Origin of the sequence: Devosia faecipullorum (genome assembly GCF_015158295.1) — a bacterium.
Taxonomy (GTDB): domain Bacteria; phylum Pseudomonadota; class Alphaproteobacteria; order Rhizobiales; family Devosiaceae; genus Devosia; species Devosia faecipullorum.
The window spans coordinates 1,059,209-1,073,063 of the sequence record NZ_JACDXV010000001.1; the positions used below are offsets into that span (position 1 = coordinate 1,059,209).

Genomic DNA, 13,855 nt, shown 5'->3' on the forward strand with positions numbered 1-13,855 from the left:
TTCCTTGGGCCGCAGCCCGCTTGCAACGTCCAACGGCCCATTCCTTCGAGGAAAATGAACCGCGTTCTCAACTATCGTCATCACCCGGCTGTTCGGGTGATCCACCTTTCTATGGCGCTCTCGGCCAGATGGATTGCCCGGACGAGCCGGGCAATGACGCTTGGCAGGGGGCAGCCTAAGCCTTCACTTCCCCGGCATGCATGTCGGCGGTCAGCTTGGGGCCGCGCTCCTCGATCTTTTCGATCGCCTCGCCCACCGGCGTATTCGGCGCCTTCATCAGATGCGCGTGGCGCGTCCCGTCATAGGCCCAGTTGACCGCATTGCGCAGCACCTGGCCGACATTGGCGTCGTGATAGGTCGGATAGGTTTCGTGTCCGGGACGGAAATAGAAGATATTGCCCGCGCCACGGCGATAGGTGAGGCCGCTTCGGAACACTTCGCCGCCCTGGAACCAGGACACGAACACCGTTTCCAGCGGCTCCGGCACACTGAAGGGCTCGCCGTACATTTCTTCGTATTCAAGCTCGAAATAGGGCGGCAGGCCCTTGGCGATGGGATGGCCGGGATTGACCACCCACAGCCGCTCGCGCTCGCCTGCCTCGCGCCAGTGCAGGTTGGCCGGCGAACCCATCAGGCCCTTGAACACCTTGGAATGGTGGCCCGAATGCAGCACGATCAGTCCCATGCCCTGCCAGACATGCTCCATCACGCGCTTGACCGCCGCGTCATCGACCTGGTCATGGGCGGCGTGGCCCCACCAGATCAGCACGTCGGTATTGCGGAGCGCTTCCTCGGTGCAGCCGTGCTCTGGCTCCTGCAAGGTCGTGGTCTTCACCGAAATATTCGGATCGGACGCCAGCAGCGAGGCGATCTGGTTGTGCATGCCTTTGGGATAATTTTCCGCGACTTGCTTGTTCTTCTGTTCGTGAACGTTTTCGCCCCAGACCAGGGTACGGATGGTCATGATAGTCTCCTAGTGCCATGCCGGCGGGGAGGCGCCGGAAATGTCCTGATTGTCTCTGATCGTCCCGTTCTCACGGGGATTGGATATTGGTCAACGGGATGTCGATACTCTGCACCGCCACCCCCACCTGCAATCGCCTAGCGGATCGGCTTGCCCGCGGCGTCGAACCGATGGATCTTGTCCTCCATCGGCGACACGCGCAGCACATCGCCGCTTTTGTGTTCGGCAGCGCCGTCCAGCCGCACCACCACGGGCTCTTCGGCGCCCATCTCCAGATAGACATAGCTGTCCGCACCCAGATTTTCAGTGTGGATCACGCTGCCTTCCCAGATGCCGTCCGGCTGGACGCTCATGTGCTCGCCGCGAATGCCCAGCGTCGTGCAGCCGAATTTCTCCGCCTTTTCGCCGGTGAGGAAATTCATCTTCGGCGAGCCGATGAACCCGGCGACGAAAATGCTGTCCGGCCGCTCATAAAGCTCCATCGGCGTGCCGACCTGCTCGACGATGCCGTCGCGCAGCACGCAGATGCGGTCGGCCAGCGTCATGGCCTCCACCTGGTCATGGGTCACATAGATCATCGTGACCTCCTGCATGCCCTCATGCAGCTTGGCGATCTCGATGCGCGTGGCGACGCGCAATGCCGCGTCGAGATTGGAAAGCGGTTCGTCGAACAGGAACACTTTCGGATCGCGGGTGATCGCCCGGCCGATGGCCACGCGCTGCCGCTGCCCGCCCGACAATTGCTTGGGCAGCCGGTCGAGATATTGCCGGATTTGCAGCATGTCGGCGGCCTTTTCGACCCGGCGCCGGATTTCATCCTTGTCGTGGCCTTTTTCCAGCGTCAGCCCGAACGCCATGTTCTCATAGACCGTCATATGCGGGTAAAGCGCATAAGACTGGAACACCATGGCGATGCCGCGCCGTGACGGCGCCAAGGCATTGACCCGCTGCCCATCGAACAGCATGTCGCCCGAAGTGATGTCCTCCAGCCCCGAGATCAGGCGCAGCAGCGTGGATTTCCCGCAGCCCGAAGGGCCGACGAAAACCATGAACTCGCCCTTCTTGATGGAGAGATCGACCCCCTTGATGACCTCGATCGCGCCGAAGGACTTGCGGACATTGCGCAGCTCTATGCTTGCCATTTTTCTTACCCTTTGACGCCGCCGGCGGTGAGGCCGGACACAATCTTGCGCTGGAAGATGAGCACCAGCACCACCAGCGGCACGGTGACCACCACCGATGCGGCCATGATGATGCCCCACGGAATTTCATATTGAGACCCGCCCGAGAGCAGCGCGATGGCCACCGGCACGGTGCGCGTCATGTTGGACGAGGTGAAAGTGAGCGCAAACAGGAATTCGTTCCAGGCTCCGATAAAGGCCAGCAATCCGGTGGTCACCAGCGCCGGCCACATCAGCGGCATGAACACCCGCGTGATGATCACCCAGGGCGTCGCCCCGTCGACAATCGCCGCTTCCTCGATCTCGACCGGCAATTCGCGCATGAACGTGGTCAGCACCCAGACGGTGAAGGGCAGCGTGAAGATCGTATAGGAGAAGATCAGCGCCCAGGGCGTATTGTAGATGCCCAGCATGCGGATCACCTCGAACAGCCCCGCCAGCACCGCGATCTGCGGGAACATGGAGACCGCAAGGATCGTCATCAGCAACAGGCCCCGTCCCGCAAAGCGCACTCGGGACAGTGCGAAGGCCGCCGTGACCGCCATGAACAGCGCCAGGAGCACCGTCACCGTCGCGACGAATACCGAGTTCAGCAGGTTCTGCACGAAGCTGCCCTGGGTGAACACCTGCACGTAATTGGCAAAACTGATATTAGTCGGCCAATAGGTGACGCGGAACAGATCGGTTCCGGATTTGAAGCTGGTCAGCACCGCGTAATAGAACGGGAATACCGACACCACGACTATGAACACGACCAGCGCATAGAACAGGACGGTCTTGGTGATTTTCCAGAGATCGAATGTCGCGCCCATTAGCGGTCTCCCCCGTCGAAGCGCACCTGGCCCAGCCAGATATAGAGAACGGTCATCAGCGCGATGATCAGGAACAACAGCGTCGACATCGCCGAGCCATAGGCGAAATTGTCAAAGTCGAAGAGGTTTTCCCGCGCCAGCACGCTCATGGTCTTGGTGGCGACGCTATTGGGCGTCAGCACATAGATCAGGTCGAAAATACGCAAGGCATCGAGCAGGCGGAAAATGATGGCCACCATCAGCGCCGGGCGCACCAGCGGCAGCGTGATCCTGAAAAATTGCTTGATCGGATGCACGCCGTCGATTTCGGCGGCCTCGTAGATATCCTTGGGGATCATCTGCAAGCCGGCCAGGATCAGCAGCGCCATGAACGGCGTGGTCTTCCAGATATCCACGATCAAAACCGCAGTCATCGCCGTGTCAGGGCTCGCCGTCCAGGCAATTTTCTGGCTGATCAGGCCCAGATTGATCATGATGTCGTTGATGATGCCGAACTGGTCGTTCAGCATCCAGCCCCACATGCGGGCCGACACGATGGTCGGAATGGCCCAGGGGATGAGAATGGCGGCGCGCACGATGCCGCGCCCCTTGAATTCGGCATTGAGAACCAGCGCCACCACCATGCCAAGCACGGCTTCGAGGCTGACTGAAATGACCGCAAAGCGCAGCGTGTTCCACACCGCATTCCACCAGGCCGGATCGACCAGCAGGCCCCGATAGCGCACCGCGCCTGTGCTTTCGAGCACCGTCCAGCGCAGGTAATTGCCGAAGCCGACGAATTCGGACCCGTAAAGATCGGTCAGCGACGCATCGGTGAATGAAAACCAGATGGATCGCAGCAATGGCCAGCCGGCCACCACCGCCAGCGCCGCCATCATCGGCAGAAGAAACCAGCGGGCTGCGGCCAGGCGCTGCTTCATCAGTTCGGAGCGCTCGGGCCGTCCCGGCCTCGCTGTCGCGCTCGACATGGCTTCTGTCGTCATTTTCTCCCCCTGCCGGGTCAGTCGGCGCCCCTGGCACCGGCCGCCGGATCATCCGGGCCAGAACCACAGGCTTGATCACAAACCCCTCCCGGCGCGAACCGGGAGGGGCTTTTGGGCGACTGGCGAGGACTTACCAGCCGCTGCCCTTGAGATCTTCGAGATCGGCTTCGAGCAGTTCGAGATTTTCGGCTGCCGAACCGTTGCCCGAAAGGGTGTTGTGGACCGCGCTCCAGAACATCGAGGAAACCTCGTTGTAATCGGTCTTGGTCGGAGCGGACGGACGCGGCACAGCGTTCTGGAAGATTTCCTTCCAATTGGCCATGAACGGCGAAGCGGCCAGCACATCGGCGTCATCATAGAGCGCCTCAATGGTCGGCAGGTTCGACTGCTGGATGGCACGCTCCTTCTGCACGTCGGCCGAAGCCAGGAACTTGGCCAGCTCGATAGCCGCTTCCGGATCTGGCGAATACTTGGAAACGGCAACGTTCCAGCCGCCCAGTGTTGCGGCAGAACGCGAACCTTCCGCGTCACCGGCGGGGAGCGGCGCCACGTCAAACTTGCCCTTCACGGCCGAGTCGTCGCCATTGCCCAGCGCATAGGCATAGGGCCAGTTGCGCATGAACACCGAATTGCCAAGCTGCCAGACACCGCGGCTTTCTTCTTCCTGATAGGCCAGGTTGCCTTCCGGCGAGATGGTGCCGATCCAGGTGGCGGCGCGATCGATCGCGGCGGCGGCATTCGCATTGTTGATCGAGATGGTGCCGTCCGCTTCCACGATCTGGCCACCGCCGTTGGACATCACCCATTCAAGGGCATTGCAGGTCAGGCCTTCATAGGCATTGCCCTGGAAGACGAAGCCCCACATGTCCTGGTTGCCCCCGGAACGCTCGCCATCCATGACTTCCTTGGCGGTGGCTTCGAGTTCTGCCCAGGTGGTCGGCACGGACTTGCCATACTTTTCCAGCAGATCCTTGCGATAGAACAGCGCCGGAGCGTCGGTAAAGGCCGGCAGCGCGACGAGCTTGCCGTCCACGGTCTGCGACTCGATGATGGAGGGAAAGTGCTGGCTGGCAATATCGGCAGCCGCTTCGGTCAGGTCGAGGAATTGATCGGCAAGCTGCGGCGCCCAGATCACGTCGGTCTGATAGACGTCGATATCGGTATTGCCGGCGGCGAGCCACAGGCGGTACTGGCCGAACTGGTCGGAGGTCGATGACGGCATGGGCACGACATTGACCGTGTGGCCGGTTTCCGCCTCGAAACGGTCCAGCTGGCTGCGCAGGAAGGCCAGCCCGGTCCCGGTATCGCCGGAAACGATGGAAAGCTCGGCGGCCTGCACAGCGCCGCCCACCAGGGTCACGCTCGCCAGCATTGAGACGAGCAGTTTCTTCAGTGTCATTTGGAAATCCTCCCGAAAGAATCGCATTCCGGAAGGGCACACCGATAGGGCCGCGCGCTGTCCTGCGCTTGGCCGATGCCCCCTCCCTAAAAGCGCCTGGCCGATCTGGATGTGCCGATCAATTTAAAGCGCTTTGAATGAAAAAGAACCAGAGAGCCCACACGCTGTCAAGCGGCACCTGTCTTGGATTTTAGGAATTTTTCGAACTATCATCAAAATACATATATAATTCAAGAGATTAGATAATATCGCGTTGTGAACATATTAACTTTTTCACGCCGCCGCATGATGTACGCACCTCAGAAAATTGCCGCGCCTTATCCCTCTTGTCATCCGATTTGAAATCGCTTTGAATAATCCTCGGAGGAGATGGCGGCTAGTGCTGTTCAAAGGACGCTGCCTGCCCTAATGGCAAGGAAACCCGGTTTTGTGCGGCCAGTTCTCTGGCGATACGCGCCGGAGCAATTCGCCATTCCGGGCCAGATTTCGCCATGAGACTGAAAGACCTCGCCGAGCATCTCGGCCTGTCGCAGACCACAGTGAGCCGCGCGCTCAACAATTATCCCGAGGTCAACGAGGTGACCCGCCGCCGCGTGGCCGAGGCCGCCGACAGTCTGGGCTATCGACCCAATGCCTCGGCGCTGCGTCTCGCCACCGGGCGGGCCGGCGCCATCGGCCTGGTTTTGCGCGGGGCCGACGAGCTTGGCCCCCATATGTCGGAATTCCTCTCCGGCTTCGGCTCCTATATGGCCAATCGCGAGATTGACGTCCTCGTCACCACCGTGGCCAGCCAGCAGGAGGAATTGGCGGCCTATCGGCGTCTCGCCGCCAGCCAGAAGGTCGATGCCGTGGTGCTGCATTCCCCGACCCTGCGCGACGAGCGGGCCGAATTGCTGCTCGATCTCAAGATGCCTTTCGTCCTGCATGGCCGCACCGATATCGGCCGCCCCCTCGCCTGGCTCGACATCGACAATACCGGCGCGCTCGAACGCGCCACCAGTCATCTGCTCGATCTCGGCCACAAGCGCATCGCCCTGTTCAACGGTCACAAGGGCCAGACCTTCTCCGAGCATCGCGAATTGGGCTATCTGGCCGCGCTCTCCTCGCGCGGCGTTGCTTTTGACCGCAAATTGATCGTCAATTCGGCCTTCACCGACGAAATTGCCTTCCGCATGGCCCAGTCCATGCTGGAATTGCGCGCCCGCCCCACCGCCTTCCTCGCCGGTTCGATGATGACGGCGCTGGGCATTTTCCGCGCCATTCGCCAGGCAGGGCTCGAGCTGGGCAGCGACATCTCCATGATCGCTCATGACGACGTCTTCCCCTATCTCAACGCCGACAACATGTATCCAACCATGTCCACGACGCGCTCCTCGATGCGTCATGCCGGCACCCGCATCGCCGAACTGGTCATTCAGGTGCTTAGCGGCAAGCCGGTGGGCGACGTGCACGAGCTCTGGCCGGTCGAACTGGTCCTGCGCCAAAGCTCGGGCCCGGCTCCGGGCTGATCAAGACATCCCCTCTTGCTGCAATAGCGCTTGCCGTACCCTTGGCGGGAGCGCTACCAAGACGAGGATCGGATCGAAGCCTGCGCCCCTCTTCCGGGACGGAACGGTGCGGCGAACTGGCCGCAGCCATGGAGCCTATTCATGACCTCTCCCTTCGTCACTTCCGCTTGGCTTGCTGAGCGCCTGTCCGATCCCAATATCGTGGTCGTGGACGGCTCCTGGCACATGCCCAATTCCGCCCGCAACGCCCAGGCCGAATATCTGGACGGGCACATTCCCGGCGCCGTCTTTTTCGACATCGACGCCATCGCCGACACCGATACCAACCTGCCCCATATGCTGCCATCGCCAGCCGATTTTGCCCGCGCGGTCGGCGCGCTCGGCATTTCCCAGGACATGACCATAGTGGTCTATGACGAGGTCGGCCTGTTCAGCGCGCCCCGCGTCTGGTGGACCTTCCGTGCCTTCGGCGCGCGCGACGTGCGCATTCTCGAAGGCGGCGGCCCGCAATGGCGCGCCGAGCGTCGCCCCATCGAAACCGGACTGGTCACGCGCCGCCCCGCTGAATTCCGTGCGCATCTCAACCCTGCGGCTGCCGCCGCGTTCGAAACCGTCGCCGCCCGCTCCCGCGATTCCGCCAGCCAGATCATCGATGCCCGCCCTGCGCCCCGCTTCCATGCCGAAGCGCCCGAGCCGCGCGCCGGCCTGCGCCCCGGCCATATCCCGGGCAGCCTCAATGTGCCCGTGAGCCTGCTGACCGAACACGGCATGCTGAAAAGTCCTGAAGCGCTGCGCAATCTCTTTGCCGAGCGCGGCGTCGATCTCGCCCGCCCCATCATCACCTCCTGCGGCTCCGGCATTACCGCGGTCACCCTGGCCCTGGCGCTCGAACAGGCGGGAGCCGAAAATGTCGCCGTCTATGACGGCTCCTGGGCCGAATGGGGCGCGCGTCCCGATGCCGAGGTGGAAAGCTGATCCCAAGGGCGCGAAAGCCCCGGCTTTCAGCAGGCAATGGAAAGGGTTCCGAATGCTCGACCACACCGGCATCGTCGTTACCGATCTGGCCAGGGCGCGCCGCTTTTATGACGCCATAGCCACGGCGCTCGAACTACAAACGGCCGATAACGGCCCAGAATCCTTCGTTTTCGGCAAAAGCGCCGAGGAGCGGATTCCCTATCTCTGGATCGGCGTCACGCGGCCATCCTATTGGGTGGATGGCTCCCGCGCCGGCCTCAACCAGATGCATGTCGCCTTTCAGGCGCGCAGCAAGGCGATGGTCGATACGTTTCACCTGGCCGCCATCGCAGGTGGCGGCACCGACAATGGCGCGCCGGGTCCACGGCCGGGCGCGGGCGATTATTACGGGGCTTTCGTGCTCGATCCCGACGGAAACAATATCGAGGCCTGCTGGCGGGGCGATGTTCCCAATTACCGCGAATAGGCCACCCAGCCGCGAAAACTCAACGCCGCATAAAACAGGCTGACATCCTCGAACCCCGCTTCCGCCAGCAGCGCCTCCTCCTCCTCGGGCGGCAGAATCGTTAGCTTGCTGCCCATGGCCCGCAGGGCATTGTCCAATTGCGCCCCGCTTGCCGTCACGCCTTCGGAATAGCCCGCATGGCGCGCGATCCATTGCGAACGCGCAGGCTCGTCCTGTGGAAAGCTGATATGCGCCAACAGGAGCGGCGCGCCGGGCCGCAGCCGCCGCCGCAATTGCCGCAGGGTTTCCAGCCGCTCGTCCCGGGGGATGAAGTGAAAGGTCAGAAGGCTCACCGCCCCGTCAAACGGGCCTTCGGGCGCAGCGTCGATATAGCCTTCATGCATTGCCATCCGCTCCGCCAGCGGCCCGACGATTTGCCTCGCCAGCGCCAGCATCTCCGCCGAAGGATCGATGCCATCGAAGCGCCAGCCTGCATGCGCCTCGGCCAGGGCCTTGAGCTCCAGCCCGCCGCCGGCCCCTAGCACCAGCACCCGCCCGTCCTCCGGCACCTGCTCGCCGAGCAGCATCGAGATCATGCGGTGCAGGCTCTCCAAGCCCGGCACCTGCCGCTTTGGCCGTTCTGCATATCCGTGCGCCGCCTGCGCATCGAAGAAATTCCTTGTCATTGCCAGCTCCCAGCCATGATGAAACCTACATACTTGCCCCAAAAAAGCGCCGTCAATCCGGGCTCGCGGCGGCCGCTCCCGCATTGGCCGGTAAATATCCTTGCGATACGGCGCACGATCCGAATAATCGCGCGCAAGGACAGGGGATGCTCATGGCGGCGCGACAGGACAATGGCACCACACGGCTCGACGATGCCGCGCGCGCCGGCTGGCTCTACTATGTCGCCGGCAATACCCAGGAGGAAATTGCCGCCAAAATGGGCATTTCCCGCCAATCGGCGCAGCGGCTGGTCTCGCTCTCGGTCAGCGAGGGCCTGATCAAGGTCCGGCTCGATCACCCCATCGGCCATTGCCTCGATCTGGCCGAACGGCTGCGCACCAGATTCGCGCTCGACCATTGCGAAATCGTGCCCTCCGATCCGAGCAATGCCTCCACCACGATCGGCATTGCCGAGGCCGGCGCCGCCGAAATCGAGCGCAGCCTGCGCCTGGTTGAGCCGCAGGTCATCGCCATCGGCACCGGGCGCACGCTCAAGGCGGCGGTCGAGCAGCTCCAGCCCATGGATTGCCCTCATCACAAGGTGGTTTCGCTCACCGGCAATATTTCTCCCGATGGTTCGGCCGCCTTCTACAACGTCATTTTCAACGTCGCCGACACGGTCAAGGCGCGCTCGTTTCCCATGCCGCTGCCGGTTTTTGCCTCCTCGGCCAGCGAGCGCGAAATGCTCCATTCGCAACCCATGATCCGCTCGACCCTGGCCTTGGCGGCCAGCGCCAATATCAGCTTTGTCGGCGTCAGCCATCTCGATCCCGACGCGCCGCTCCTGCTCGACGGCTTTCTCAGCGAGGCCGAGCAGAAGGCCCTGCAAAAGGCCGGGGCCGTGGGCGAGATCTGCGGCTGGTGCTTCGACGCCGAGGGCCGCATCCTCGAAACCAGCATCAACGAGCGCGTCGCCTCGGCCCCCATTCCCTCGCGCGAAACCGGCCGCGTCATCGTCATCGCCATGGGCAGCCGCAAGGCCGAAGCCATCCGCGCCGCTCTCAAGCGTCGCCTCGCCAATGGCCTGATCACCGACGAGCGCACCGCCGAACTGCTTTTGGCCTGAGCCGCTTTTATCGCCCCATCCGCCTTGCCGCCCCGGCTCCTGCGCGTGACCGCACGGGCCGCGCGCGCCGGCGCATCCAAAACCCTGAGCAATCGCCACGCCGATCGGCAATAGCGCGCCCGACTCACGCCCCCAATGCACAAAATTCCCTTCCATCCCGCTTGACTCTCTCAGTCCGTTAGTGAACATCTGCTCACCATCAAAGCAAATGCTCGCTTTGATCCTTGGGAGGATAATGATGAAACTGACACCCCTTTTCGTGGGCGCCACCATGCTTGCCCTGACCGCTTCGGCCTCGGCGCAGACGCTCACCATCGCCACCGTGAACAATGGCGACATGATCCGCATGCAGGGCCTGTCCAGCGCCTTCACCGACGAAACCGGCATCGGCCTCAACTGGGTTGTGCTCGAGGAAAACACCCTGCGCCAGAACGTCACCACCGACATCGCCACCAATGGCGGCCAATATGACATCATGACCATCGGCACCTATGAGGCGCCGATCTGGGCCAAGCAGAACTGGCTGAAGCCGCTCGACGGCCTCGCCGCCGACCCTGATTACGACATCGACGACCTCCTGCCCCCGATCCGCGGTGGCCTCTCGGTCGATGGCAAGCTCTATGCCGCACCCTTTTATGGCGAGAGCTCCTTCATCATGTATCGCACCGACCTGATGGAAAAAGCAGGGCTCTCCATGCCGGAAGCCCCCACCTGGGACTTTATCGGCGAGGCGGCCCGCGCCATGACTGACCGCGCCAATGACATCAACGGCATCTGCCTGCGCGGCAAGGCCGGCTGGGGCGAGAACATGGCCTTCCTCACCGCCATGTCCAATTCCTTCGGCGCGCGCTGGTTCGACGAAAACTGGATACCCCAGTTCGACCAGCCCGAATGGAAGGCCACGCTCGACACCTATCTGTCGCTGATGGCCGATGCCGGCCCTCCGGGCGCTTCCTCCAACGGCTTCAACGAAAACCTGACCCTGTTCCAGCAGGGCAAGTGCGGCATGTGGATCGACGCCACCGTCGCCGCCTCCTTCGTCACCAATCCCGCCGATTCCACCGTCGCCGACAAGGTCGGCTTCGCCCTCGCCCCCGACAATGGCCTGGGCAAGCGCGGCAATTGGCTCTGGGCCTGGTCGCTGGCCATTCCCGCATCTTCGCAGAATGCCGAGGCCGCCGAAGCCTTCATCAACTGGGCGACCAGCAAGGATTACCTGGCCCTGGTGGCCGAGAAGGATGGCTGGGCCAATGTGCCTCCGGGCACCCGCATCTCGCTCTATGAGAACCCCGAATACAAGGCCGCCGCGCCCTTCGCCGAGATGACGCTGGGCTCCATCTACGCCGCCGATCCCAACCACCCCTCGGTCAAGCCGGTGCCCTATGTGGGCGTGCAATTCGTGGCCATCCCCGAATTTGCCGGCACGGCCACCAATGTCGGTCAGCTGTTCTCGGCGGCTCTGGCCGGGCAAATGTCTGCTGACGACGCCCTGGCCCAGGCCCAGGACGCCGCCACCCGCGACATGACCCGCGCCGGTTACATCAAGTAACTTCGAGCCGCGCCGCACCTAAATTCGCTCCGGTGGAGCGAATTTAGGTGAGAAGGCCTTGAGCGCTATGCGCGAATGGCCCGACGACTGCCGCCCGGCCGGGTGCCCTTCAGCCGGCCGGGCGGAATTTCCGACGAATGCACGCATACCCACAACGCTGCCCTCGGGCCTGACCCGAGGGCCACTATCAACCCGGCAGGTGTGGCGACTGGTCCTCGGATCAAGTCCGAAGACAGCCCGGAGTTTTTGATCGGCCCTTTGGTCATCAGGAGATCACGCAAAAATGGCCACGAGACAAACCCGCCTCCTCGCCCGCACCATGATGGCCCCCGCCGTCATCGTGCTGCTGGTCTGGATGGCCGTGCCGCTGGTCATGACCCTGTGGTTCAGTTTCCAGAATTACAGCCTCATCAATCCGATGATGACGGGCTTTGCCGGCTGGGGAAATTATATCTACGTCATCGGCGATCCCAGCTTCACCCAGGCCCTGCTCAATACGCTTTTCCTGGTCGGCGGCGTGTTGCTGATCACCGTGGTCGGGGGCACGTTCCTGGCGCTGCTGCTCGATCAGCCCATCTGGGGCCAGGGCATATTGCGCATCCTCGTCATCTCGCCGTTTTTCGTCATGCCGCCCGTTGCGGCGCTGATCTGGAAGAACGGCTTCATGCATCCCGGCTATGGCATGCTCGGCCATCTGTGGAAGGCGTTCGGCCTCCAGCCGGTGGATTGGTTTTCGCAATATCCGCTATTTTCGGTCATCGTCATCGTCGCCTGGCAATGGCTGCCCTTTGCGACATTGATCCTGCTGACCGCCCTGCAATCGCTGTCCGAGGAACAGCGCGAGGCCGCCGAAATGGACGGCGCCAATGCGCTGAACCGCTTCCGCTACATCATCCTGCCGCACATGGCCCGGGCGATCACCATCGTCATTCTCATCCAGACCATTTTCCTGCTGGGCATCTTCGCCGAAATCCGCGTCACCACTGGCGGCGGCCCCGGCTATGCCTCGACCAATATCGCCTTCCTCGTCTTCCGCACCGGCATCTTGTCCAATGACATCGGCGCCGGTTCCGCCGGTGGCGTCGTCGCCGTCATCATCGCCAATATCGTCGCCATCTTCCTGATGCGCGCTGTGGGGAAGAACCTCGATGCGTAAGAGACAGTCCCTAGCTTCATCGAGCACCATTCCCTCCAATCTATCGTCACCACCGGGCTTGTCCCGGTGGTCCATGCGGCGCCCCGGCAAATGGATTGCCGGGACAAGCCCGGCAATGACGACGACTGATAAAACCGCTTTCGCGGGGGAGATCATCTAAAATGGCCCGCCGCGTCCCCACTTCCACCCGTATCGGCTTCACCGTCCTCGCCTGGGCCATCGCCCTGGCTTTGTTCTCGCCGATCCTGTGGACCATCCTCACCGCCTTCAAGACCGAAGCCGAGGCCATCGCCACTCCGCCCACTTTCCTGCCGCAAACCTTCACGCTGGAAAATTTCGGCGCCGTGCAGGATCGCTCCGACTATATCAAGCACGCGATCAATTCGATCATCGTCTCCTTCGGCTCCACCCTGCTCGGCCTTCTCATCGCCATTCCGGCGGCCTGGTCCATGGCCTTTGCGCCCAGCAAGCGGACCAAGGACATCCTGATGTGGATGCTCTCCACCAAGATGATGCCGGCCGTGGGCGTGCTGATCCCGATCTACCTGATTTTCCGCGACCTGCGCCTGCTCGACACGCTGCACGGCCTCACCATCATCATGACGCTGATCAACCTGCCGATCATCATCTGGATGCTCTATACCTATTTCAAGGAAATCCCGGTCGACATCCTCGAAGCCGCCCGCATGGACGGGGCCGAACTCTGGAACGAGATCGTCCACGTCCTCGTGCCCATGGCCGTGCCCGGCATCGCCTCGACCTTGCTGCTCAACGTCATCCTGGCCTGGAACGAGGCCTTCTGGACCATCACCCTGACCTCGGGCCGCGCCGGCACGCTCACCGCCTTCATTTCCTCCTTCTCCTCGCCCCAAGGCCTCTTCCTCGCCAAACTTTCCGCCGCTTCGCTGCTGGCCATCGCCCCCATCCTGCTGCTCGGCTGGTTCAGCCAGAAGCAACTCGTACGCGGCCTCACATTCGGAGCGGTGAAATGAGGGGCACCGGAACATCGGTTCTTTCTAGCCCCTCCCCCTTGAGGGGAGGGGTTGGGGTGGGGGTGCTACGGTCGCCACACATACCGAGCTCATGGCGAG

Annotated in this window: 13 protein-coding genes; 7 read left to right on the forward strand and 6 right to left on the reverse strand. The window is 62.5% G+C overall.

What is annotated here, in order from left to right:
* Positions 1-175: 175 nt before the first annotated feature.
* From H0482_RS05270 to H0482_RS05290, 5 genes are all read right to left on the reverse strand, one after another.
* The gene (locus H0482_RS05270; protein ID WP_193728942.1) at positions 176-964 is read right to left on the reverse strand and encodes a ThuA domain-containing protein; all 789 of its coding nucleotides are present in this window, start codon (positions 962-964) and stop codon (positions 176-178) included.
* A 137-nt stretch (positions 965-1,101) separates the two neighbouring features.
* Complete coding sequence (locus H0482_RS05275; RefSeq protein ID WP_193728943.1) at positions 1,102-2,106, reverse strand: ABC transporter ATP-binding protein; 1,005 nt, start codon at positions 2,104-2,106, stop codon at positions 1,102-1,104.
* Between the two features lie 5 nt (positions 2,107-2,111).
* Complete coding sequence (locus tag H0482_RS05280) at positions 2,112-2,957, reverse strand: carbohydrate ABC transporter permease (RefSeq protein WP_193728944.1); 846 nt, start codon at positions 2,955-2,957, stop codon at positions 2,112-2,114.
* The gene (locus H0482_RS05285) at positions 2,957-3,940 is read right to left on the reverse strand and encodes a carbohydrate ABC transporter permease (RefSeq protein WP_230989435.1); all 984 of its coding nucleotides are present in this window, start codon (positions 3,938-3,940) and stop codon (positions 2,957-2,959) included. The genes H0482_RS05280 and H0482_RS05285 overlap by 1 nt, the downstream gene beginning before the upstream one ends.
* A 130-nt stretch (positions 3,941-4,070) precedes the next feature.
* Positions 4,071-5,339 carry an ABC transporter substrate-binding protein gene (locus H0482_RS05290; RefSeq protein WP_193728945.1) on the reverse strand — a complete coding sequence of 423 codons (1,269 nt, stop codon included), beginning with the start codon at positions 5,337-5,339 and terminating at the stop codon, positions 4,071-4,073.
* A 491-nt stretch (positions 5,340-5,830) separates the two neighbouring features.
* Between H0482_RS05290 and H0482_RS05295 the strand changes: the two genes are divergently transcribed.
* The 3 genes from H0482_RS05295 (at position 5,831) to H0482_RS05305 (ending at position 8,288) form a co-directional block, all read left to right on the forward strand.
* Positions 5,831-6,847, forward strand: coding sequence for a LacI family DNA-binding transcriptional regulator (locus H0482_RS05295; protein WP_193728946.1), 1,017 nt, complete (start codon positions 5,831-5,833; stop codon positions 6,845-6,847).
* 141 nt (positions 6,848-6,988) lie between these two features.
* On the forward strand, positions 6,989-7,822 hold the full coding sequence (gene sseA / locus H0482_RS05300; RefSeq protein ID WP_193728947.1) for a 3-mercaptopyruvate sulfurtransferase: 834 nt from the start codon (positions 6,989-6,991) through the stop codon (positions 7,820-7,822).
* A gap of 52 nt (positions 7,823-7,874) precedes the next feature.
* The gene (locus H0482_RS05305; RefSeq protein ID WP_193728948.1) at positions 7,875-8,288 is read left to right on the forward strand and encodes a VOC family protein; all 414 of its coding nucleotides are present in this window, start codon (positions 7,875-7,877) and stop codon (positions 8,286-8,288) included.
* On the opposite strand, the gene H0482_RS05310 is transcribed toward H0482_RS05305, so the two are convergent.
* On the reverse strand, positions 8,276-8,953 hold the full coding sequence (locus tag H0482_RS05310; protein WP_193728949.1) for a class I SAM-dependent methyltransferase: 678 nt from the start codon (positions 8,951-8,953) through the stop codon (positions 8,276-8,278). The genes H0482_RS05305 and H0482_RS05310 overlap by 13 nt on opposite strands.
* A gap of 152 nt (positions 8,954-9,105) precedes the next feature.
* On the opposite strand from H0482_RS05310, the gene H0482_RS05315 reads away from it, so the two are divergent.
* The 4 genes from H0482_RS05315 (at position 9,106) to H0482_RS05330 (ending at position 13,756) form a co-directional block, all read left to right on the forward strand.
* Positions 9,106-10,059: a sugar-binding transcriptional regulator gene (locus H0482_RS05315; protein WP_193728950.1), complete on the forward strand. Its 954-nt coding sequence runs from the start codon at positions 9,106-9,108 to the stop codon at positions 10,057-10,059.
* Between the two features lie 238 nt (positions 10,060-10,297).
* Entirely contained in the window at positions 10,298-11,608 is a 1,311-nt protein-coding gene (locus tag H0482_RS05320; protein ID WP_193728951.1) for an ABC transporter substrate-binding protein, read from the forward strand.
* Between the two features lie 283 nt (positions 11,609-11,891).
* Positions 11,892-12,764 (forward strand): carbohydrate ABC transporter permease, encoded by an 873-nt coding sequence (locus tag H0482_RS05325; protein WP_193728952.1) that lies wholly within the window; start codon positions 11,892-11,894, stop codon positions 12,762-12,764.
* 161 nt (positions 12,765-12,925) lie between these two features.
* Positions 12,926-13,756 carry a carbohydrate ABC transporter permease gene (locus H0482_RS05330; protein ID WP_193728953.1) on the forward strand — a complete coding sequence of 277 codons (831 nt, stop codon included), beginning with the start codon at positions 12,926-12,928 and terminating at the stop codon, positions 13,754-13,756.
* Positions 13,757-13,855 lie beyond the last annotated feature (99 nt).